General features: G+C 33.7%; 22 protein-coding genes. 4 read left to right on the forward strand and 18 right to left on the reverse strand.

The features are described 5' to 3' along the window. Nucleotides 1-344 precede the first annotated feature (344 nt). Nucleotides 345-1,622: an NAD(P)/FAD-dependent oxidoreductase gene (locus tag ACGLWY_RS17320; protein WP_396620936.1), complete on the reverse strand. Its 1,278-nt coding sequence runs from the start codon at nucleotides 1,620-1,622 to the stop codon at nucleotides 345-347. A 295-nt stretch (nucleotides 1,623-1,917) separates the two neighbouring features. Here ACGLWY_RS17320 and ACGLWY_RS17325 point away from each other — a divergent pair, with 295 nt between their 5' ends. After that, the gene (locus ACGLWY_RS17325) at nucleotides 1,918-2,412 is read left to right on the forward strand and encodes an RNA polymerase sigma factor (protein WP_396621000.1); all 495 of its coding nucleotides are present in this window, start codon (nucleotides 1,918-1,920) and stop codon (nucleotides 2,410-2,412) included. Nucleotides 2,413-2,416: 4 nt separating this feature from the next. Beyond that, nucleotides 2,417-3,052 (forward strand): hypothetical protein, encoded by a 636-nt coding sequence (locus ACGLWY_RS17330; protein WP_396620937.1) that lies wholly within the window; start codon nucleotides 2,417-2,419, stop codon nucleotides 3,050-3,052. A gap of 394 nt (nucleotides 3,053-3,446) precedes the next feature. Here ACGLWY_RS17330 and ACGLWY_RS17335 read toward each other — a convergent pair whose 3' ends face one another. From ACGLWY_RS17335 to ACGLWY_RS17350, 4 genes are all read right to left on the reverse strand, one after another. Further along, nucleotides 3,447-4,034 carry a pseudouridine synthase gene (locus tag ACGLWY_RS17335; protein ID WP_396620938.1) on the reverse strand — a complete coding sequence of 196 codons (588 nt, stop codon included), beginning with the start codon at nucleotides 4,032-4,034 and terminating at the stop codon, nucleotides 3,447-3,449. Then, nucleotides 4,021-6,318, reverse strand: coding sequence for a DNA topoisomerase 3 (locus ACGLWY_RS17340; RefSeq protein WP_396621001.1), 2,298 nt, complete (start codon nucleotides 6,316-6,318; stop codon nucleotides 4,021-4,023). The genes ACGLWY_RS17335 and ACGLWY_RS17340 overlap by 14 nt, the downstream gene beginning before the upstream one ends. 117 nt (nucleotides 6,319-6,435) lie before the next feature. After that, the gene (locus ACGLWY_RS17345; protein WP_396620939.1) at nucleotides 6,436-6,786 is read right to left on the reverse strand and encodes a DUF86 domain-containing protein; all 351 of its coding nucleotides are present in this window, start codon (nucleotides 6,784-6,786) and stop codon (nucleotides 6,436-6,438) included. Further along, nucleotides 6,779-7,120 (reverse strand): nucleotidyltransferase family protein, encoded by a 342-nt coding sequence (locus ACGLWY_RS17350; RefSeq protein WP_396620940.1) that lies wholly within the window; start codon nucleotides 7,118-7,120, stop codon nucleotides 6,779-6,781. Before ACGLWY_RS17350 ends, ACGLWY_RS17345 begins: the two co-directional genes overlap by 8 nt. A 155-nt stretch (nucleotides 7,121-7,275) precedes the next feature. Here ACGLWY_RS17350 and ACGLWY_RS17355 point away from each other — a divergent pair, with 155 nt between their 5' ends. Next, nucleotides 7,276-8,346, forward strand: a complete 1,071-nt coding sequence (locus ACGLWY_RS17355) for an ice-binding family protein (RefSeq protein ID WP_396620941.1) — start codon at nucleotides 7,276-7,278, stop codon at nucleotides 8,344-8,346. A 248-nt stretch (nucleotides 8,347-8,594) separates the two neighbouring features. On the opposite strand, the gene ACGLWY_RS17360 is transcribed toward ACGLWY_RS17355, so the two are convergent. The 7 genes from ACGLWY_RS17360 to ACGLWY_RS17390 form a co-directional block, all read right to left on the reverse strand. Then, on the reverse strand, nucleotides 8,595-8,912 hold the full coding sequence (locus ACGLWY_RS17360) for a hypothetical protein (RefSeq protein WP_396620942.1): 318 nt from the start codon (nucleotides 8,910-8,912) through the stop codon (nucleotides 8,595-8,597). Beyond that, nucleotides 8,900-9,379 carry a hypothetical protein gene (locus ACGLWY_RS17365; protein ID WP_396620943.1) on the reverse strand — a complete coding sequence of 160 codons (480 nt, stop codon included), beginning with the start codon at nucleotides 9,377-9,379 and terminating at the stop codon, nucleotides 8,900-8,902. The genes ACGLWY_RS17360 and ACGLWY_RS17365 overlap by 13 nt, the downstream gene beginning before the upstream one ends. 172 nt (nucleotides 9,380-9,551) lie before the next feature. Next, nucleotides 9,552-10,046, reverse strand: coding sequence for an SRPBCC domain-containing protein (locus ACGLWY_RS17370; RefSeq protein ID WP_396620944.1), 495 nt, complete (start codon nucleotides 10,044-10,046; stop codon nucleotides 9,552-9,554). A 441-nt stretch (nucleotides 10,047-10,487) separates the two neighbouring features. Next, entirely contained in the window at nucleotides 10,488-11,498 is a 1,011-nt protein-coding gene (locus ACGLWY_RS17375) for an NAD-dependent epimerase/dehydratase family protein (protein ID WP_396620945.1), read from the reverse strand. A 64-nt stretch (nucleotides 11,499-11,562) separates the two neighbouring features. After that, complete coding sequence (locus tag ACGLWY_RS17380; protein ID WP_396620946.1) at nucleotides 11,563-12,138, reverse strand: Crp/Fnr family transcriptional regulator; 576 nt, start codon at nucleotides 12,136-12,138, stop codon at nucleotides 11,563-11,565. A gap of 339 nt (nucleotides 12,139-12,477) precedes the next feature. Continuing rightward, a complete protein-coding gene (locus ACGLWY_RS17385) occupies nucleotides 12,478-13,041 on the reverse strand; it encodes a cupin domain-containing protein (protein ID WP_396620947.1) in 564 nt (187 codons plus the stop codon). Nucleotides 13,042-13,224: 183 nt separating this feature from the next. Next, nucleotides 13,225-14,835, reverse strand: a complete 1,611-nt coding sequence (locus tag ACGLWY_RS17390) for a TIM-barrel domain-containing protein (RefSeq protein WP_396620948.1) — start codon at nucleotides 14,833-14,835, stop codon at nucleotides 13,225-13,227. A gap of 526 nt (nucleotides 14,836-15,361) precedes the next feature. Between ACGLWY_RS17390 and ACGLWY_RS17395 the strand changes: the two genes are divergently transcribed. Beyond that, nucleotides 15,362-16,060, forward strand: a complete 699-nt coding sequence (locus tag ACGLWY_RS17395; RefSeq protein WP_396620949.1) for an aspartyl/asparaginyl beta-hydroxylase domain-containing protein — start codon at nucleotides 15,362-15,364, stop codon at nucleotides 16,058-16,060. 36 nt (nucleotides 16,061-16,096) lie between these two features. On the opposite strand, the gene ACGLWY_RS17400 is transcribed toward ACGLWY_RS17395, so the two are convergent. From ACGLWY_RS17400 to ACGLWY_RS17425, 6 genes are all read right to left on the reverse strand, one after another. Continuing rightward, the gene (locus ACGLWY_RS17400; RefSeq protein ID WP_396620950.1) at nucleotides 16,097-16,732 is read right to left on the reverse strand and encodes a hypothetical protein; all 636 of its coding nucleotides are present in this window, start codon (nucleotides 16,730-16,732) and stop codon (nucleotides 16,097-16,099) included. A gap of 383 nt (nucleotides 16,733-17,115) precedes the next feature. Then, nucleotides 17,116-17,622, reverse strand: coding sequence for an SRPBCC family protein (locus ACGLWY_RS17405; protein WP_396620951.1), 507 nt, complete (start codon nucleotides 17,620-17,622; stop codon nucleotides 17,116-17,118). Nucleotides 17,623-17,653: 31 nt separating this feature from the next. After that, a complete protein-coding gene (locus ACGLWY_RS17410) occupies nucleotides 17,654-18,481 on the reverse strand; it encodes an RNA polymerase sigma factor (RefSeq protein WP_396620952.1) in 828 nt (275 codons plus the stop codon). A 173-nt stretch (nucleotides 18,482-18,654) separates the two neighbouring features. Further along, nucleotides 18,655-19,539 carry a hypothetical protein gene (locus tag ACGLWY_RS17415; RefSeq protein ID WP_396620953.1) on the reverse strand — a complete coding sequence of 295 codons (885 nt, stop codon included), beginning with the start codon at nucleotides 19,537-19,539 and terminating at the stop codon, nucleotides 18,655-18,657. 21 nt (nucleotides 19,540-19,560) lie between these two features. Further along, the gene (locus tag ACGLWY_RS17420; RefSeq protein WP_396620954.1) at nucleotides 19,561-19,986 is read right to left on the reverse strand and encodes a hypothetical protein; all 426 of its coding nucleotides are present in this window, start codon (nucleotides 19,984-19,986) and stop codon (nucleotides 19,561-19,563) included. 464 nt (nucleotides 19,987-20,450) lie between these two features. Further along, nucleotides 20,451-21,068, reverse strand: a complete 618-nt coding sequence (locus ACGLWY_RS17425; RefSeq protein ID WP_396620955.1) for a HEAT repeat domain-containing protein — start codon at nucleotides 21,066-21,068, stop codon at nucleotides 20,451-20,453. Nucleotides 21,069-21,311 lie beyond the last annotated feature (243 nt).

The raw sequence follows: 21,311 nt of genomic DNA on the forward strand, positions 1-21,311 counted from the left end.
ATTTTGAAAGATAAATTAAGTGGATTTATTGACTCCCAGAATTATGTATCTGCTTATAATTTTAATGCTACTAATTTCTGCAATTTTGCATCAAGGAAGCGAATCAAAAACAAGTCGCCATTTTGTTTTTTTTCAGTGCTATTTTTTTTATACCTTTCGGATAGTTTACTGGCTCTAAATAAGTTTTATGCGTCTTTTCTCCTTGCCTGGATTTTTAGTATGCCGACCTACTAAATTACATCGATTTTAATCATTCAAGGGGTCAAAAATCGGCAATAGACAAAATCTATAACTTAAATTCAAAAAATTAATAATCAATAGATTAAAATGCTAATAATAAACTTTTACTTTAATCTATTAAACGGACGTATAATAAGTCGTGCCGCCTTATCAAAATTGATATAATTATAAGTCCAATTGAAGAAAACCACCACTCTATTTCGAAAACCAACCAATGCCATAAGATGTACAAACATCCAAACAAACCATGCAAAAAAGCCTCCAAATTTATAATGTTTTAAATCTACAACCGCCTTATTTCTACCCACGGTTGCCATCGATCCTTTGTCTATATATTTGAATTTTTTTAGTGGTTTTCCTTGTATTAATTTAATGATATTTTTACCCAAAAGTTGCCCTTGTTGAATGGCTGGTTGTGCCACTTGTGGATGTCCATTTGGATACGCTTCCGAAGCCATTAAAGCGATGTCTCCAAGGGCAAAAATATTGGTATAACCTTCTACCTGATTATAGTCATTTACTTTGTATCGATTTGCACGTTCCATTAAGGCTTCAGCTTTCAATCCTTTAACCAAATCCCCTGTTACGCCAGCTGCCCAAATTAAGGTATCAGACTCTAATTGTAAACTTAAATTTGTAGTTACTTTTTTGCCATCGTAATCTTTTACAAAAGTGTTGCAATGCACAAGAACCCCTAATTTAGTTAAAAATCTTGCTGCTTTTTTTGAAGCTTCTTCACTCATTGTTGGCAACACTCTAGAACTACCTTCTAACAAATAAATCTGCATATCGCCCGCAATCAAATCTCTATAATCTCGGGGTAAAACATGGTTTTTAAGTTCTGCTATAGCTCCTGCAAGTTCCACCCCTGTTGGTCCTCCACCTACTATAACAAAATTCAACAAGGCCTTCCGGGTCGCTTTATCATTGGTTATGGCTGCCTCTTCAAAATTCTGCAAAATCAAGCTTCGAATATTTAATGCTTGAGGCACTTTTTTCATAGGCATACTATAGGTTTCAATAGCCTTATTTCCAAAGTAATTTGTTTTAGTTCCTGTAGCAATTACTAAATAATCGTAACCAATCACCCCAATATCGGTATGTATCTCATTAGTATCAGCATTAATTTCACGCACCTTTGTCATTCGAAAATACATGTTTTCATATCTCTTTATTATTTTTCGAAGTGGATACGCAATAGAATCCGGCTCTAAACCTGCCGACGATACTTGATACAATAAAGGCTGAAATGTGTGATAGTTCCGTTTATCAATCAACACCACTTGTACAGGTTTATTACCTAATGCTTTTGCTAAATTAATACCAGCAAAACCACCGCCTATTATTACAACTCTGGGAATAGTTACTTGGGGAATATTCATAAAAAAAGAAATAAAATATTTTTTCGCAAAGATACTATGCATCAAGTTTAAAAACTATTTTTAAATTTAATTTAATATGGATGTAACATTCCAAAATATTAAGCTACTTATATAATGAACTCATCTTGATTTTTTTGATTGAAGCGAAAAATAGAGATTTTAGTTCCAGATTTTAGCTTTTTAGCACTCCATAGCAGCGCTACGAAGTAAAAAAACAGGTAAGATTTGGGGCAAAAAGATTATTTTGCAGCCAATTGAAAAAAGTCAAGATGAGTTCAATAACTATATAACCGATTTGAATAAAGAACTAGAACATAGTTTTGTTGAATTGCTAGAAACGCATCAAAACATCATACATAAGGTATGCCGTTTGTATACCAATAATTATGATGCGCATAACGATTTATTCCAGGAAATCACCATCCAACTTTGGAAAGCGTATCCAAAGTTTCGTGGCGATGCCAAGTTTAGCACCTGGATGTATCGTGTGGGATTAAACACTGCTATTACACTTTACAGAAAATCGAAACGCCGTATAAACACACAAGACTTTGAAGGTGTAGCATTTAAAATAACAGCAGAAGCTTATGATGACACCGAAGAAGAACAACTTAAAATATTATACAAAGCCGTACACCAACTGAACGATATCGAAAAAGCCCTTGTATTTTTATATTTAGAAGACAAAGATTATAGAGAAATTAGTGAGACCATGGGTATTAGTGAAGTGAATGCCAGAGTGAAAATGAACCGAATTAAAACAAAACTTAGAACCATTTTAAATCCGTAAGCATATGGATGAATTAGAACTATTAAAGAAAGACTGGAATAAAGAAAAACCAGAACATAAAAAATTATCTTCCCAAGATATATACCCGATGCTGCACAAAAAATCGTCATCCATCGTGAAGACGCTTTTTTACATAAGCATTGCCGAACTTGTTTTTTGGATTTTGATAAACAGCATCCCCTATTTCACATCAAGCACCTTCAAGGAACGTTTAGATACCATCTACACAAACGACTATGTATTTACAGCACTAACCATATTTAGCTATGGCATTATATTACTATTTATCTACCTACTGTTTAAAGCTCATAAAGCCATTTCGGTAACTGATAATGCTAAAAAATTAATGGAGAGCATTTTAAAGACCCGAAAAGTCATAAAATATTACGTTATATATAATTTGGTCATGGCATGTATCTCTATGGCAGTAGGGATGTATTTTGCCATTATACATAACCCCGAATTGTCCGACACCATTACTCATTTCAGCGACAAACAAAAACTAATCGCCTTTGCCATTTTAACAGGCTTTACAGCAGTATTTGTATTTATTATTTGGCTATTTTACAAACTGCTTTATGGTCTATTGCTAAAACGCCTTAACCGAAATTACAAAGAATTAAAAAAACTAGAAGTTTAGACTGTAAGAGACTATCTAAATAATATTGGGGCGTTTACCTATCGGGTCGGGCTAGTAATTTATCTTGAGCACAGTCGAAAATGAAAATATATTTTTATTTGAAGATAAAAGCGCAGCTTACGAAAGGCTACAAGTCCTCGCTCCTACCTCGCTGTGGGCTTTCCGCTATAAATGCAAAGCATTCACGATTTCAATAATTTAAAATATCAACTTAGAGTAATCCCTAACGCACTTACCAATTAGTCAGTTTTCAGTCACAGTTTTCAGTCACAGTTTTCAGTCGCAGTTTTCAGTAAATCCTTCAACTTTAAAACTTTGAATCATAGAAACGCTTCAACTTTGTAATCTTGATACTCTGCAACTTTGAAACTCTGCTACTTTGTGACTTTGCAACTCAATCAAACCCAAGAACCTCAACCACATCGCCAACCTGCATATTACTTAAGTGAATATTACCTACCCGAACCCGCACTAACCGTAAGGTTGGAAATCCTACTGCCGAGGTCATTTTTCGCACTTGTCTAAACTTACCTTCGTTTAATATTATTGAAACCCACGACGTTGGTCCATGTCTGTCATCCCTAATTTTTTGAGAGCGTACCGGTAATTCAGGAATAGCATCTAACTTAAACACTTTACAAGGTTTCGTTTGGTATTTCTTGCCATTAAAACCAATCTCCACTCCATTCGATAGTTTTTCAATCGCCTCAAGTGTGATATCACCATTTACTTGGGCGTAATATTCTTTATCTACTTTTTGGCTGTTCACAAAATCGCTCATTTTCCCATCGGTTGTAAGTAATAACAAACCTTCCGATTTTTCATCCAACCTACCAATAGGCATGATGCCCACTGGAAAATCATGTAACAAACCCAAAAACTTTTTAGATTGCTGTTTGCTATCGTTACTCGCAAACTGACTTAAAAAACCATAAGGTTTATAAATTATAAAATGGCGATGTTCGCTTTTAGACAGTTCCATTCAAAATACTATAAACCAGTTCTTTGGTTGGTTTTTTTCCGTTTATTTTTTCCCTAACTGTATCAAAAGTCACCTTAAAATCGCAACCCGATTTATAAGCACTACAACCATAAGCGGCATTTCCTTTAATAACCGTACCTTTTTTACATTTCGGACAGGCTAACTCATCTGGTGTCGCTTCCGCTTTCTTTAGTCCTTTTTTAGTCTCAAATTTAAGCTTGAAATTTTCATCAAAACGCAACAAACCCTCTACGGTACCCGTATTTATCTTAAAGTCTTTTAAATTGACCGTAGAACCCTTTTGGAGCAACCTTAGATATTGCTTCTCCGATATTTTCTTCTCGGCAAACGTAAATGGCAATACAAAATCGCAACCTGCTTTATAATTACCACAACCATAAGCCGATTTTCCTTTTATAATGGTTGCTTTTTTACATTTCGGACAAACCTCAGCCAAAATACCCGCCGCCTTCTTATTTTCTGATTTTGCTTTGTGTTTTTTCATGGTTGCCGCATGCGATATATTAGCTCGAGTCGTTTCGCTACGTACCTCATACACCAAGGCGTCAACCATACGTTTCATGTTGTTTATAAATGCTCCTGCAGTAAATTCGCCTTTTTCAATATCTTTTAATTGCTTTTCCCAAGTACCTGTTAGTTCTGCCGATTTTAATAAATCATTTTGAATCGTATCAATTAACTGAATACCCGTTTGGGTTGGCAATACCTGTTTTTTGTTTCTAACGATGTATTTGCGCTTAAAAAGTGTTTCAATAATATTGGCACGTGTTGATGGACGCCCAATACCATTTTCTTTCATTAAATCGCGTAACTCGTCATCGTCTACCTCTTTTCCTGCGGTTTCCATAGCACGTAGTAACGAGGCTTCAGTAAACTGATTGGGTGGTTTGGTTTCCTTTTCTAAAAACGAAGGTTCGTGTGGCCCTTTTTCACCTTTTACAAATGTTGGTAATATATCCGGTTCTTTTTCTTTAGCGTTTGGATCTTCAAAGACCACACGCCAACCCTTTTCCAAAATTTCCTTTCCTGTGGTTTTAAACGAGACCTCAGCAGCTTTCCCTATCACAGTGGTATTCGATACCGAACAATCATCATAAAACACCGCAATAAAACGCCTTACAATAATATCATATACCTGCTGCTGGTTGTACTGCAAGTTGCTTTGCATGCCTGTGGGGATGATAGCGTGGTGATCGGTGACTTTCTTATCGTTAAAAACCTTGGGAGACTTTTTAATCTTTTTTCCTAAAAGCGGCTGTGTTAAAGAGGCGTAATTAGTTAACTTTTGCAGAATGCCTGTTACTTTTGGGTAAACATCATTGGGTAAAAAGGTGGTATCTACTCTGGGATAGGTTACTACTTTTTGTTCGTATAAGGTTTGTGCTATTTTAAGCGTTTCGTCTGCCGAAAAACCAAACTTAGTATTACAATACACCTGCAAACCTGTTAAATCGAATAGTTTGGGTGCGTACTCGTTACCTTTCTTTTTTTCGATAGATACAATTTCAAAATCGCTTTCCTTTACTTTATTGGCCAATAATTCACCATCTTCCTTTTTTAAAAAACGCCCTTCTTCATAGCTAAAAAGCGTTTCGCGGTACATGGTTTGTAATTCCCAATACGGTTGTGGTTTAAAGTTTTCTATTTCTTTAAAACGGTTCACGACCATGGCCAACGTTGGTGTCTGCACGCGCCCAACAGACAATACTTGCTTGTACCCCCCATGTTTTACGGTGTATAAGCGTGTAGCATTCATACCCAACAACCAGTCGCCAATAGCTCTGGAAAAACCTGCATAGTATAAATTATCGTAGTTTGCCGATGGCTTTAAGTTTTCAAAACCTTCTTTTATGGCTTCAGTAGTTAATGATGAAATCCATAAGCGTTTTACTTCACCTTTGTAATTGGCCTCATTCATGACCCAACGTTGGATGAGTTCGCCCTCTTGCCCCGCATCCCCACAGTTGATAACCACTTCGGCTTTATCAAATAAACTTTTAACTATTTTAAATTGCTTTTGAATACCCGAATTCGACACCACTTTGGTTTCAAATTTTTCGGGAAGCATGGGCAGGTTGTTTAAATCCCAACTTTTCCAATAGGGTTTATAATCGTTGGGTTCTTTTAAGGTGCATAAATGCCCAAAGGTATACGTTACTGCATAACCATTGCCCTCGTAATACCCATCGCGTTTGGTATTGGCACCCAAAACGGAGGCAATTTCGCGGGCGACACTTGGTTTTTCGGCAATACAGACTTTCACTTTTATCAAAATTTACAATGAGATTCCCGTTTGCACGGGAATGAAATTTGAAGTCGCAAAATAGGAATTTAGAAGGTGGTTTTAAAAAGGAATTGTTATGAGTTATTAACGAATTAACTATTTGTTTTCTGAAATTAGTTTGCTTACTTCTTTTTTAAGTTTTGGAAGGTGGTTTATAAGTATCGACCAAATATTTTCATCGGACACATTATCATAAGCGTGAATTACTTGGTTTCTTAAACCAATAATTGATTTAGCATCTGAAATTTCATGCCCAAATGAAGCATCACGATTTAAAATTCGATTAACAGCTTCACCAATTATTTCCAAATCTCTTTCAATGGCCCTTTTAAGCATCGTGTTTTTCTTGTAATTAGAAAAATCTTTTTCTTCACCTTCAAAATAAGAGTCTATTTCATTAATGGCAAAATCAATATCGTATAACCATTTCAAAATTCGCTCATCCATAAATCAATGCTTTACTTTTATTTATGGAATTAATCAGGACTGGGTTTTTTAATGTTTGCTCTTCTACTAAATCAATATCCCTTTTAAATAATTTTCTTAATTTTTCTTTGAAGGCCATATAGTTTTCAAAGTATAAATTCAAATCAGATTTTTTAAAACGAACCAAAAAATCAATATCGCTAGCATCATTAAACGTATCGTTTGTAGCTGACCCGAATAGATACAGTTTCTCAACCTTATGCTTTTCACATAGGGTTTTTACTTTTTTTATATTTTTTTCAAGTAGTAGCATCATGTCAAAGATAATAAAAAAACAAATGCTGTTTTTTATCATAGAAGTTCATTATTTGGATTAAAAGCACACAAGGTTTTTTTACATGTAATTGTGAGAAACATGTAACTATTTAAAAATATCATGTAACACCTCCGCAAATTAAGAGCCTACCTTTGACACGTGATATATTTCACACGCAAACAATACAAAAAAATATGAAAATCAGAAACATTTTATCATTCTTAGTAATGGCCTCAGTTATCTTATTCACTAGTTGTGACAATAAAGATGATAATGATACACCGCTCGCCACTATTAATGAAACTTCCCCTACCAATAATACAGCGGGTGTTTCACGTAATGCAGTCATTTCAGCAACATTTAGCGAGCCAATGGATGCGTCAACAATAACGACTTCCAGTTTTATCGTAAAACAGGGAACAACGGATGTCTCTGGATCGGTTGACTATTCTGGAAATACGGCAACCTTTACACCATCAAATAATTTAACTGCTGGTGAAATTTATACAGCCACTATAACTAGAGACGTAAAAAACCTTGCGGGTAAAGCAATTGCTGCCGATATGGTTTGGAATTTCACAACTGGAGGTACTTTAACCACTCTTGACGCAGTAAATCTTGGTGCATCGGCAAATTATGTTGTTTTAGCTAAAACAGCCATTAATAATTCTTCAACTTCAACCATTGTTGGTGATTTAGGATTAAGCCCTGCCGCAACGTCTTATGTTACTGGATTGGCATTAACCAATGCCACCGGATATGCAACATCGGCACAAATTACAGGTAAAGTATATGCGGCTGACATGGCTGATCCCACTCCTATTAATTTGACTACAGCAGTTGAAAATATGATTACTGCCTACAACGATGCAGCGGACAGACCCTCACCTGATTTTGTTGAATTTGCAACAGGAAACATTGGTGGAAAAACACTTTCGCCAGGGCTTTACAAATGGACAAGTTCGGTGACCATACCTTCATCAATCACCGTTTCCGGTACAGCAAGTGATGTTTGGATCTTTCAGATTGCAGGTAACCTTAATATGAGTGCTGGTATTAATATAATTTTAGAAGGAGGTGCACAAACTAAAAACATTTTCTGGCAAGTGGCTGGAGAAGCAACTTTTGGAACTACATCACATTTTGAAGGCAATCTACTTTCAATGACAGGAATTACATTACAAACAGGAGCAACCATGAATGGAAGAGCCCTTGCACAAACGGCAGTTATCCTTGACGGAAGTTCAGTTACGAAACCGCAATAGTATATTAAAATAAAAATTTAATAACGAAAGAGGCGAGCCGAAAGGTTCGCCTCTTTTATGTTGCTTGATAGCCCACAGCAGCAAATACTTAATACCGTTCTGTCCTGCAATCCGCAAACTTTGAATTGCTACTTACTATTTCGAAAGATCACCTTCTACTTTTATAGACCATTGCTATTTATAATTCGTTTTGCTTACAATGGTATGTTATAACTTCTAAAGTTGGAATTTATTACAAAATTCTTCTTTCAATTGCTTCTTTTTAACACTAAGTATGAAATCCCACTAGCAGAAAACTGGTCATTTATTTCTGAACTTAACTTTATACCTAAAGTGATTTCTCTTTGTGGAAATTCATTAATTATATCATTAGTTTGCAAAATCTGTTTGGTTGCGAATAAATTATTTGTTCTAATTAGGGTATTTGCAATTACCGCATTGTCAGTAATATTATAAAGTTCAAGTAATACATAGTTAATAGAACTTGCCACATATGGTTTTAAATATCTTGTATTACGGTTACCAAATTTGTTGGCAAATCGTTTTATTTTATTTATTTGATCCAAAACCAACCATGGCTTCCTGCTACAGCTCCTGCGGTTGCAATAAGACTAAGAATTAATAGTACCCAATGTGCCCTATGCATAATACTGAAAGCTCCTTCTGGGTTTTTAACTGCGTATTTTTTAAAAACCCTATGAAGTATAAATGGCTCAAGGACATAAAGTATCAATGAAAAAACTATCCAAACCAATGTCATGGCATGTATCCACCAAAACCTGTAGTCGAAGTATCTGTTCCATGCATTCAGTTCATAGAGCATATAAAAACCTGTTATTCCCGTCAGTAAAGTTGTTATTTTCGCTTGAACTGCAAATCGCCCTTCAATCTGCTCAAATGTTTGTATTTGTTCTTCTTTCGATTTCATCTTCCTGACTGCAGGAATTAGTACGGTAGTAACCATAGCGACACCACCAATCCATAGAATTACTGCAATAACATGTATGACTCGAGCGAGTGTAAAATATTCCATTTTCCTTTAAATGTTTGCCAATGGTTTTGTATCTCTTGAAAAGTTGCGTGTTTATTGTTTAATTTATTCAGATGCCACTTTAAAAGACTGTTTAAGTTTTTTGAAAGGTAAAACCATTTTTTAAAACTTTCAGCAGCAATAAAACTTAATCTTTGTTTAGCAATAGGTGCTTTTAGTTATTAATCATTGGGGAAAACTTCTCATTCTTATTTCTTAAATCTATTCCACCTTCATATATGGATTTTAAGTTTGCTAGATAAAAAGTCCAACCGTTTGAGCAACCAAGCCGCACATATTGTTTGGAATTATCATCTAATAGAATGTTATGATGCTTTAGCGTGACAATAACATATCCATCAACTTCTTCAAGATTTACATCCACTAAACAATCACCTTCAAAAGTAAATTGAATATAATTCTTGTCGTTGGCATTTGTGATCTTCCCTTTCATGGGTTCATTATACAAATACCAATACCATGTATATTGAATATTTTCAACAACATTCTTGTCTGGCTCATATAAAGAATTGTCTGGTTTGTAAAAATCAACTTTCTTCAAGAACCATCGTTCTAGTTCAGACCCTTTTGTCCAAGCATCATAAATGTTGGACAAAGCAGACTTAATGGCTATTCGCATCGTATATGAAGTCCAATCAAAATTTTCCATATTATCTTTTTATAAACCAACCCATCAATTAAATAATCATTATGCTAATTGGCAACTGTATTCTTATTTTTTATCAGGACCGCGTTATAAACCTTGAATCATTTCAACAAGCTTGGCTTCCAATACCGTCTGATTACTTTGTCATTTCTCTACATAATGTTTAAAATTATGTAGCCTTTATTCAGGACGGGGCAAGCTTGTAGGTAACGTGATTGTATAACTTAAGTTTGATTTTGAATAAAGATATTAAATTTAAGTTATAAACCAGAAAAAACAAAAAGAGAGAATTAAGGTTAGTATATACGGCTTACTTTTTTTTATATTGCTGCTAAGTCATAGTCTTCTTAAAGCTGATAGTTAAAAAATAAATATTAACTTTAGGGAACTAGGCTAGTGCTTTTCATAGGATACATTGTTAGCAGCATACCCTTTTGTCGCCAGTTAAAAACGCTTTTTATTTTCATGCAAATACTTCATCGCTTCTTTTACGGCTTGTGCTGAACTCTTTGGTTTGAAACCTAATTCTGTCCGTGCTTTTGAAATGTCAAAGTCTTGTTGAAGTCCCGAAAACATTGCAATGTCTTTGGTTGTCAGCAAAGGTGCTTTTCCGCTTATCATACTTCCGATTTCCATAAACCACGCAACTGTAAACAGAATTGGTCTTGGAACTGCCATAGGCAGTTTAATTTTCAGTTCGGGAAATAATTCTTGTGCATTTTTTGTTGTGTCTTTAATTGATGTGCATTTTTCGTTTGCCAAAATGTAGCGTTCGCCATTTTTGCCTTTTGTAGCCGCTAAATAACAACCTTCAGCAACGTCTTTAACGTCAATCCAATTTAGTGTGATATTGGTTTCAACAGGAATTTGCTTTTTTAAAATCAAGTTGATGATGTTGTAAGAAACGTTTAATGGTGCAAATGCTTCGCTTCCAATCATAGCAGATGGCAACACGGCAACCAATTCAATGTTATGCTTCTTTGCCAATTCAAACGCCAGTTTTTCCCCGTCATTTTTTGAGTTATAATACATATCTCTGCGGTCGGTGTTGTAGCCGTAACTTTCTTTTGTTGGAAGTTTGGAATATTCTAACGCTGCAATGGAACTCACATACACAATTCTTTTTACGCCTGCTTCGGCTGCTGCCTCAATCATATTTTTTGTTCCAGAAAGATTTATGTCATAAATTTCTTTTTTCGGATCTTTTGCCCAAAGTTTGAACGCTGCACCAACGGCATAAAAAACCTCAATGTCTTGTAATGCGTTTATCAATGATTGTTTGTCTGTGATATCCGCTTGCACTACTTCGCAATCTAAACCAACGAATGGTTTTTTATTTTTGATATTGCGGACCGAAGCCCGAACAGGAATGCCTTTTTCAATGAGTAATCTCACTAAGTTGTTACCAAGATGTCCATTTGCTCCCGTAACCAATGCTAAATTTTTCTGTACCATATTTTTTGATGTTTAATTACGGTACAAAATTCAACATTGATTGTTCAAATACACTTCGCAAATGTTACTTAATGATTTCTCTTCGTATTCGGCTCAAACTTTTTGGGTTCATTCCCAAAAACGAAGCGATATATTGCAACGGAACGTTGTGCAAAATGTGTGGATAATTGTCAATGAGTTTATGATAACGCTGTTCTGCCGTGAGTGTCGCCAATTCTTTTGAGCGGTTGTCGTTGTAGGCAAGCGATTGTTGAAAAACCAAAATGCTGAAATCCTTAAATGTTATGCTTTGCTGTGTCAATAAATCCAAATTATCTTTGGAAATTCTAAGCAACTCACATTCCGTAACGCACTCCAAATTTTCGTTAGCTTTTGTCTGATTGATGAAGTTGAAATACGAAGTGATAAATCCGGGCGGACAATTTATGTGTGTTGTTACTTCATCACCTTTTTCGTTGTAGTGAAACAATCGCACAAAACCCGAAACTACAAAGTAGAGATATTTCGGGATTTTGTTTTCTTCTTCAATAATTCGGTTTTTCGGGAATAGCACGGGTTCAAAATGTTTTTTACACAAATCTTTATCACTATCGGTAAGTGTTACATTCTGAGCTATTATCTTTAGCAGTTCTTTGTTCATTCTGTCAGTCTATTCTAATTTAACGGTTGTATTTGGTTGGTTGCTGCTAATGGTGTGTATATGGTTTGTTGTGTGGGTTTGGTACTAAGTTAATAAATAAAACTTGGCAATAGTTCAACGAAAGGACTCTCCGCAAGGAAAGTCTAAAGGAACTATAGCTGTTGTGCCTGTTGCACAACTATGAAATTCTCTAATTTATCTCTAATTATCGTTGTTTGACAAACAGTAAATTGATTGTTTTTAATGATTTTTATTATTGTCAAAATTTATTGAATTTATTTGAAATTATGAGTTGTGCAACAGTTACCCATGTTGTGTACTGCTAATTCTCATATTTGCCTACTTAATTTTTAATGGTGGTCCGACAACTTTCATGTCATGATCGGCAAATACTTTAGCTATTTCTTTTTTAGTTGGAGGTGATGTCCATTTGTCTGTTGTCTCAAAAAAAGCTTCCATTTTGCCTGCTGGCAAGTAAGAAACAATCATTTTGCCTTTCTCAGTAAGTTGAACAAAAGCATGCTGAACATTTCGAGGAAGAAAAATGGTGTCTCCAGGTTTTAGCTTGAATTTTTCATCACCACATTGAAAAATATAATCGCCTTCAATTACATAAAACCATTCGTCTTGATTTGGGTGAATATGTAAAGGTGGTCCACCATTCGGCGTTAATCCAGTTTGCTCAAAAACCGATAAGTCGTTTTCTGTATCTTTACCTGATATTTTAATGTCAAGTGTATTGAGTGTGACACCTTTCATTTTATAATGCTTGCCAAATCTTGCCTCACCTGAATTGACTTTGAATCCTTTGTCTGTCCTCATTGGTAATATTGATTTAATTTTTGTAAATGCCAACGTAGATAAGGCTGCAAGTGCTGTTAGTATAAAATTTCTTCTTTCCATGTTCAGTTAACATTATATTCTAAATTCTAATTATTAATGTATGTATTTCACTGGTTGCACACAACGGTTGGCGGTATGGTTAGTAAGGGATTGCGGGCTTTTTACCTATCAAGTTACAGCAAAATTTGGAGCGGGTTACTACGCCCCGAAAACCACTGAAACCCTTATTAACTATACCGCGTGTTATAGCTCGTTTATATTAATTTTAAAAGTACTACCTTTTTTCTCTAATAATAATTCAGAATTACTTGAATCATATTGATAATGATCAACCCCATTGATCGATTTAGGTTCTTGAAAACAAATCAGTCTAAATTTAAATTTTCTTTCCTCCTGTGAGGTAATTTTTATAATACCCTTTTTTTCATTTATCTCAACAACTATATCAGTATATTCTATCCCTCGCTCTATAGGTTTATGAAAAACATAACTGGATTCACCTTTGGGAGATATAAGGAATTCTACATTATCCTTTTCACTATTCTCAATAGGAATAATTGCACCCTCTTTAATGAAAATAGGATATTTTTCTACAGGATAATATTTGAAAATTGTATCTGAAGGTGAAAATACCTCTTTTACATCCCAGTAATTAATCCATTTATTTTTATCAGGAAATACAATTTTGACTGTATCATTTTCACTTGTGATGGCTTTTACAAAAATAGCATCACCCAACAAATGACTATTATTTTCAGAGGAGCAGTGCTGTATTATTGAGTGCCCGTTTAAATGTCCTTCAACAGATGAGCTAAACAGATAGGGGGCAAATTTGTGGTGGAGGTTCACAAAGTCTCTGTAAATAGAAATGGTCTGGTTGTCATAATTCCATGGTAAATGATCTCCAAGCGCACCCCTATTACCTCCATTTACCATGGTGGGAACCATACTTGCCAACTGAGTATAACGAATGAAAGATTTTTTGTCGGAAGGTTTACCCCAGTAGCCTCCGATCTCACATGCAGGGGCTCCATATCCTTTGTTTGCCGATAAGTATATAAAATTTAATTGATTGGTTAGCCCTTTAAAATCTCCTTCAAAGTCACCTGTCCACTGGCAATGAGAATAATTTTGAGGAGACATGTCAAGATATTTATTAAATATATTTACATGTCCGTATGTGTAACATAAAAAATCTGGGGTAATTGACCTGGCATATTCAAAGGCATCTTTATAGTGATAATATTTGAATTCCTTATTAGACAAAACTCCTTTTGAAGTTAATACACTATCAGCTAACCATTCTGCACTGATATCAACTTTCCATCCATCAATACCCAGTTTTAAAACCTTATCTATCTGTTTGTGCCACCAATCCGTAGCGCTGGTATTTGTAAAATCAATATGGGCCCCTTTACCTTTGTGCCATTGACACAATTCGCCATTATTCACTGCATAATTGTTTTTAATAGCTGTATTATAAAGTGGTGATTCGTTTATGGGAACCTCCCTTGATTCTTTATTTACAAAACCAGTATACCATAAAATGAGTTTAATATTTTTACTATGTAGTTGTTTTATCAAATCTTCAAAATCAGAATAAAGAGTTGTATCCCATTCAAAATTATTATAGGCAGATGACCATGGACTATCAAATAATACAACATCCACAGGAATGTCGTATTTTGAATAGCCATCAATCATGTATTTTACTGTGTTTGAGGTGTGAATTTGGTCTTCCCAAATCCAATGGCCAAATCCCCAGTATGGGGTAATAGCTGGCTTAGGTCGTTCTTGCGCTTTAACTCCGGTAAAAAGAGTCAGGAAAATTAATACAGTTTTAATTGCTTTCATTCATTTATTCTTTTTTTATTTAGTAGAGTTTTCTCTCTGTCGAAATGAGCTATAACACTCGTATAACCACAACAAACAGCTATACAATTGTAGTTATATCGTTTATGTATACAATATATTACTTTTTAATAAGCTATTTAATAAAAAAAAAACACCTTATTGTAACATGTAGTTTCTTATATATGCTTTCCTTTTATATTGCTGCTAAGTCATAGTCTTCTTTAAGCTGATATTTAAAAAAATATTAACTTTGGGCAACTAGGCTAGTGCTTTTCATAGGATGCGGTGTTGCTAGTAGTGTTTTTTATTCTGTTATCAACTTTTCCACTGAATTGAATCTTAATGTAATTGATTTGGGAATATTTTCCAGTTCATAAAAATTCTTTTGAAGTTTTGTACATTTGTGTGTCATAATTATGAAATTTTTAAAATTTAATGCTTTCATAAGATTACTTAACTTTTTTCTTCAATAAATATATATTATTATTTTTATATGAATTTTCGCGCTATCGTTATCAACTATATAATGAAAATAGGCAATAGCATCATTAGTCAATATGATGGAGGACTTAATCGACCTGTCATTTTAGATGTAAAGAGAACTTTTCCTGAGCTCTCTATAATAGAACAAAGTTTTCATGCTATAAAAGCCGAATATGAAAATGTTAATGAACATTTCGAAATCCCAGCTTACCATGAGGTAGAACAAAGAGCATACGCCATTTCTGGTAGAATTGAACAAAATTTAAAATGGAAGGTGTTCCTATTATATTATTCTGGAGAAACACCAGATCTTGCTAAAGAGCTATGTCCCAAAACTTGTGCTTTGTTAAAGGGAATCCCCAATATCTATAAAGTTTTTTTTTCGGTGTTAGAGCCAGGGAAATCCATACCAGCACATCACGGACCATATAGAGGTTATCTTAGATACCATTTAGGGATTAAAGTGCCAAAAGAATCACCTCCAAGCATTAGATTAAAAGATCAAATTTATTATTGGAAAGAGAAAGAAAGTTTACTGTTTGATGACACATGGGATCATGAAGTTATAAACAAGTCGAATCAAGAAAGGGTGGTGTTAATTATAGATCTTTTACGTCCATTGCCTCTCGTGCCAAATCAGATTAATAAGTTTATTGCTAATTTTCTATTAAAAGAAGTACGTATAAAAAAAGTGCTTAAAGACGTCACAAAGCTAAATCAAAACAGGAAAAAAACTACGTGACTATTATCGATTTTATTGATTTTGCAAATAGGCTAATCAGTATGATTTTAGAGTGAAGTTAAATACCCATCTTTTAAATAAAATTACGCTTAGATATAACTTCTGTGGCTTAACATTTAGCTTCTTTTTATATTTAAACGTAGGCTTATTAAAATACTCACTTATGCTATAGTATTTATCAATACCCTTTGCTTTTAAATGTTCATAGATTTGATATCGTAAATAAGGTGCTAAATTCCTCCCTCTAAAAGCTTCGAATGTATATGTGTTATGTACGTAGCCCTCTGAAGGTTTTATTTCAAATTTTCTGCCTCTAAAAGAAAAAGTTTGATGTTTTATAAAAGAATAAACTGAGATTTTCCCTTCATTTTTAAGACCTAAACAAGTATCTCCATTTTTAAGATCATTCATTAAATCTTTATGGGAAATTCCTATGACATTATTTTTAATAAAAGTTATTTCCTCCTCTCCAAAAATAGATAATTGATATTTGGATTCATCATCTCTAATTCGAGGTGGTTCTATATCAATTGAACCTATTTCCCAAAAGTATGGCATAAAATCAAATCCAATTTTCGCCAAATTGTTACGTACACCGTGCCAAAAAAGCCCATTCTTAATAATATTATAAATCCATAGAATTTTATAGAATCTTTTTTTTCCTACTTCCATTTAAAGTTCATTTATAAGTACTGCCTTAAAGGATATTGAAGATTCCAAGTCATTATATTACAATGTATTGTGGCTAAAATTCCTAATTTTTAAAATTTTATTCTAATTAATTTTATCATTTCTCAAATTACTGGCAACACCCGTATAACCACAACAAACAGCTATACAGTTGTAGTCATATCGTTTATGTATGCAATATATTACTTTTTGATAAGGTATTAAAAACAAAAAAACTACACTTTACAATAAAGTGTAGTTTCTTATATATGCTTTCCTTTTATATTGCTACTAAGTCATAGTCTTCTTAAAGCTGATAGTTAAAAAACAACTATTAACTTTTGGGAACTAGGCCAGTGCTTTTCATAGAATACGGTGTTGAACAGTTATTTATTAATTGGGTTAAGTTTATTTGTTTCTCCTTTTTCTATATAGTTTTTAAGTCCGTTTAGCATTATTTCAACTTCTTTCCTCATTTTTTTTTTGATAATGGGATTCATTATTTTTAAAAGGAAGTTTTTAGGTTTGTAATGTGACAACATAGAAAATTCCGTTTTTTCATCTGATATTTTCCGAAGTTCAGAAGCAAATGACATACATACAAGCATTTTTGTCATTCCAAATGAATCTTTTTCAACAATAAATTCCGCTCGGTCTTTTCCTTTCATATCGACACAGCGAGTTTCAATTGTCCCTTTTTTGCCATTCACGATACATTCATTTCTTCTTAATTGACCAGGCGAAGCCATTCTTTCATCATATTTGGAATTTTGAACATCTTGTGTCCATTTTGTAAGTAATGATTGGTCATTAAAGACTTCCCATACTTTTTCTAAACTTGCATTGATAATGATTTTTTGGTCTAATTGTAATGGTGCTTTTAATTTTGTCATAATATTTGTCTTTGTTTATTAGTTAGACAAATCAGACTTCTGTTTCGGACGGATTTTCTAAAACTTTTTTTTGTATCCCTTCTTTTACCCATTTTTCTGAATTTTCTAAAAAGTATGAAGTAACTAACGTGTTTTTTGATTTTAATGGGTCAATTGAACGAATAACTTCTAAGCGAATATCAAGAAGTCGTTCCTGATTTTCAGTTTTTTGTTTCTTGACCAATTTCAGTTTATTAGCTTCTATTTGCGCATCTTGTTTTGGATTTAGAATACCCGTTAATTCGGTACATTGATTACAAACTCCATTTTTATTTATAAAAGCACATCTCTTGTCAAAAATATTTATTAGGTTTTTGCGAGCGTTAGCAATTGCGTGTTTCACTTTTCCTTCTGATAGTTCTGTGATTTGAATAATTTCACGAACCTTAAAGTCATATACTTCTTTAAGTAAAAGACAAACTTGTTGTTCAATCTCTAAAGTTTTATTTAGGCAATTAAAGCAATATTCTAAATGTTCTTTTACCTCATATTCTTTTTCTGGTGTTGAATTGAATACTTGTTGAAACGCATCCCAGTGCTCTTGGGATTTAATATGCAACATTGCTCCATAATCCTGAGCATTTACAATCCATCTATTCTGTCTAATTAAAATGTTTTTTGAAAGATTGGTCGCTATACTGAAAACCCAAGTTTTAAAAGTTGAATTTCCATGAAAAGTATCTATTTTTTCAACTACTTTAATATAAGTATCGTGTATAATATCCTCCGTTAATTCTCGATTTGTTACAAGTCGAAAAACGTACGAAGCAAGTTCATCTTTTAAATCATTGAACTTTATGTCGATATTGCTTCTGTTCATTTTAATTCTGACTAACGTTTTTATCAATTACTAAAAATCAATATATTACAAATATAATTTTTATTCCTCTTATTTACCTTTTCCTTCTCCTTTGCGTTAGCCCAAGAGGTCAATGCTTCTGAATATGGAGGATTGTTTACAACGGTGCGTATAAGCGGTCGTTTTAATGCCACTTATATAATGTTAGCTTTTGTTTTTTCATTTAATGCTCTGCTAATTATATAAGACACCCAATCTCCAGGTTTTCTCCCTTGGTCAAAGATGATATAGTCGTTTGCTTTATATCGATATGTTACTTTCCATTGACCATTATTTAATCTTTTTTTTTCTAAATACTTAACGGCTTTATCGGTTCTACTGTCAGTCAACAAATTAGCCTTTCCAGCAAATCTGATTAATTCCACTATATTCAAATGATAAGATTCAGGAAAAGAGATATCGAGAATATGGTCAGTAATGGGTTGGTCTTTGTTTAGCCGTTTAAACAAATTGTGCTTCAACATATACTCCACACCTTGTTCTAGTTTTGGATTTACCGCACTGTCGCCCGTTGATTGTTGGTATTCAAATAATGCGATAACGGATTTTGCCAATCCTATATAGCAGGGTGTTGCTTTAAAACAACCACCGAACCTGTCAAAGTTAAAATTGGGAATTGAAACTTCCATACCACGCTCCATTGGTTGATAGGTGACAATCCATTCAATGGCGTCTTTTACTTGTTTATCACCTGCCCTACCTAGCCTACACAAAGCCGAAATAAGCATGGCATTATAGCAAGGCAAAAAGTTCTTTTCATCACCACTCAACGAAAACCCAAAAGGTGCTGAAAGTTTCTGATAAATTCGGTCAATCAGATTTTTTGTGAAATCCAAATGCTGAGAAAATGGTATTTCGCTTAGCGCAATAATTCTCCATACATAAGAAAGAGGGCTATCATTTATTTCGTGTGTTAGCTTACTTACCAGTTCTGATTGTTTAAGAATCTCTACTGCTTCTTTGTTTGAAATATTGATTCCGTTATCAATGTCTATTTTCAGTTTTAATGCAGTGTCCATTTTTATAATACTTTTCTTCTGTTACCTTTTCGGTTGTTTATATTGGTTTAATGCGATTATTAAAGAAATGGCAAAAGATATAAATACCAATATGAAGGTACCTAGCATAGCATATTGAATGATGGAGTTTTGAGAACCCTGCGGATGAACAATTTGTAGAATCAATCTTGTTGCCCACAAAATTGTTGAAATGCCAAGTACTACCAGAAGGGAATAATAGTCTTGAAATTTTCTAAATATCAATAGTAGGTTAGCAATTCCAAGCAATACAAGCAGTAATGAAAAAAAAATGTTGATTGCCCTAACTGCTATAACAAGCTCTGTTACATCACTATCAATATATGCGTACCAATTCCAAATGATCGGAACAAAAAAATGCCATATCCCAAATCCAATTGAAATAACGCTCCCACAAATAGTTAGAATTTTAAGAGCAGAATTTTTCATATCTCTTTAACTTTAAATAATTATGGTTTTTTTGTATTAGACTCTGTTTTTGGTTTTAGTAATAATCGCTAACACCCGTATAACAACAACTATACAGTTGTAGTTATATCGTTTATATATGCAATATATTACTTTTTAATAAGTCATTAAATAAAAAAACTACACCTTATTGTAACATGTAGTTTCTTATATATGTTTTCCTTTTATATTGCTACTAAGTCATAGCTTCTTAAAGCTGGTTTTTCATAAGCAGGCTTGAACCAAACAATTATTTTTACACGATGCGCCCGTTGCTCAACTATGAAATTATCTAATCCCTCTCTAATCATCGTTGCTTGGCCAACAGTAAATCGCTTGTTTTTAATGATTTTTAATTTTTAGTAGTGTCAAAATTTATTGATTTATTTGAAATTAGGAGTTGTGCAACAGCTACCTGTGTTATGCTATGTATTTTTTACTAAAAGTTAATTTAAAAGCTCTAATGCTTTTAATCTCACTTTACTGTCTTTATCAGTGTTAGAGATATGTTTAATTGAATTTTTGTCTTTAAGTTTATCCAGAGCAGCTAATCTTATTGTACTATCTTCGTCTGTAAATGCAACGTGTTTAATGGCATTTTCGTCAGTCAGCTTTTTAAGAGCTTCCAGCCTAACCTTATTGTCTTGGTCGGTAAAGGCAATGTGCTTGATGGAATTTTGGTCTTTAAGCTTATCCAGAGCAGCTAATCTTATTGTACTCTCTTCGTCTGTAAATGCAACGTGTTTAATAGCATTTTCGTCAGTCAGCTTTTTAAGAGCTTCCAGCCTAACCTTATTGTCTTGGTCGGTAAAGGCAATGTGCTTGATGGAATTTTGGTCTTTAAGTTTATCCAGAGCAGCTAATCTTATTGTACTATCTTCGTCTGTAAATGCAACGTGTTTAATAGCATTTTCGTCAGTCAGCTTTTTAAGAGCTTCCAGCCTAACCTTATTGTCTTGATCGGTAAAGGCAATGTGCTTGATGGAATTTTGAGAATTATTTTTTTGAGCAATGCTAAATGAAATTGATAAGATGCAGAATAATAATGAGATTGTTTTTTTCATGATGATTTTATATGGTTAAACATTGATTTAATATATAGCATAACGTGTAATAGTTGCGTGTACGAGCAACTAACTTACTAAAAATGGAACGAACCAGAGGAAAATCCTGCGGATTTTCCGAGTATGCAACAACCAAGCAATTATTTTTACACGGTGTGCCTATTGCACAACCATGAAATTCTCTAATCCCTCTCTAATCATCGTTGCTTGATAAACAGTAAATTACTTATTTTTAATGATTTA

It is taken from the genome of Mariniflexile sp. HMF6888 (assembly GCF_044335535.1).
Lineage (GTDB): Bacteria > Bacteroidota > Bacteroidia > Flavobacteriales > Flavobacteriaceae > Mariniflexile.

Excerpts from the sequence above, each read along its gene's own strand:
- ACGLWY_RS17320 (WP_396620936.1), bottom strand. The coding sequence starts at position 1,622 with ATGAATATTCCCCAAGTAACTATTCCCAGAGTTGTAATAATAGGCGGT.
- ACGLWY_RS17330 (WP_396620937.1), top strand. The coding sequence starts at position 2,417 with ATGGATGAATTAGAACTATTAAAGAAAGACTGGAATAAAGAAAAACCA.
- ACGLWY_RS17335 (WP_396620938.1), bottom strand. The coding sequence starts at position 4,034 with ATGGAACTGTCTAAAAGCGAACATCGCCATTTTATAATTTATAAACCT.
- ACGLWY_RS17345 (WP_396620939.1), bottom strand. The coding sequence starts at position 6,786 with ATGGATGAGCGAATTTTGAAATGGTTATACGATATTGATTTTGCCATT.
- ACGLWY_RS17350 (WP_396620940.1), bottom strand. The coding sequence starts at position 7,120 with ATGATAAAAAACAGCATTTGTTTTTTTATTATCTTTGACATGATGCTA.
- ACGLWY_RS17355 (WP_396620941.1), top strand. The coding sequence starts at position 7,276 with ATGAAAATCAGAAACATTTTATCATTCTTAGTAATGGCCTCAGTTATC.
- ACGLWY_RS17365 (WP_396620943.1), bottom strand. The coding sequence starts at position 9,379 with ATGGAATATTTTACACTCGCTCGAGTCATACATGTTATTGCAGTAATT.
- ACGLWY_RS17370 (WP_396620944.1), bottom strand. The coding sequence starts at position 10,046 with ATGGAAAATTTTGATTGGACTTCATATACGATGCGAATAGCCATTAAG.
- ACGLWY_RS17375 (WP_396620945.1), bottom strand. The coding sequence starts at position 11,498 with ATGGTACAGAAAAATTTAGCATTGGTTACGGGAGCAAATGGACATCTT.
- ACGLWY_RS17380 (WP_396620946.1), bottom strand. The coding sequence starts at position 12,138 with ATGAACAAAGAACTGCTAAAGATAATAGCTCAGAATGTAACACTTACC.
- ACGLWY_RS17385 (WP_396620947.1), bottom strand. The coding sequence starts at position 13,041 with ATGGAAAGAAGAAATTTTATACTAACAGCACTTGCAGCCTTATCTACG.
- ACGLWY_RS17390 (WP_396620948.1), bottom strand. The coding sequence starts at position 14,835 with ATGAAAGCAATTAAAACTGTATTAATTTTCCTGACTCTTTTTACCGGA.
- ACGLWY_RS17395 (WP_396620949.1), top strand. The coding sequence starts at position 15,362 with ATGAAAATAGGCAATAGCATCATTAGTCAATATGATGGAGGACTTAAT.
- ACGLWY_RS17400 (WP_396620950.1), bottom strand. The coding sequence starts at position 16,732 with ATGGAAGTAGGAAAAAAAAGATTCTATAAAATTCTATGGATTTATAAT.
- ACGLWY_RS17405 (WP_396620951.1), bottom strand. The coding sequence starts at position 17,622 with ATGACAAAATTAAAAGCACCATTACAATTAGACCAAAAAATCATTATC.
- ACGLWY_RS17410 (WP_396620952.1), bottom strand. The coding sequence starts at position 18,481 with ATGAACAGAAGCAATATCGACATAAAGTTCAATGATTTAAAAGATGAA.
- ACGLWY_RS17415 (WP_396620953.1), bottom strand. The coding sequence starts at position 19,539 with ATGGACACTGCATTAAAACTGAAAATAGACATTGATAACGGAATCAAT.
- ACGLWY_RS17420 (WP_396620954.1), bottom strand. The coding sequence starts at position 19,986 with ATGAAAAATTCTGCTCTTAAAATTCTAACTATTTGTGGGAGCGTTATT.
- ACGLWY_RS17425 (WP_396620955.1), bottom strand. The coding sequence starts at position 21,068 with ATGAAAAAAACAATCTCATTATTATTCTGCATCTTATCAATTTCATTT.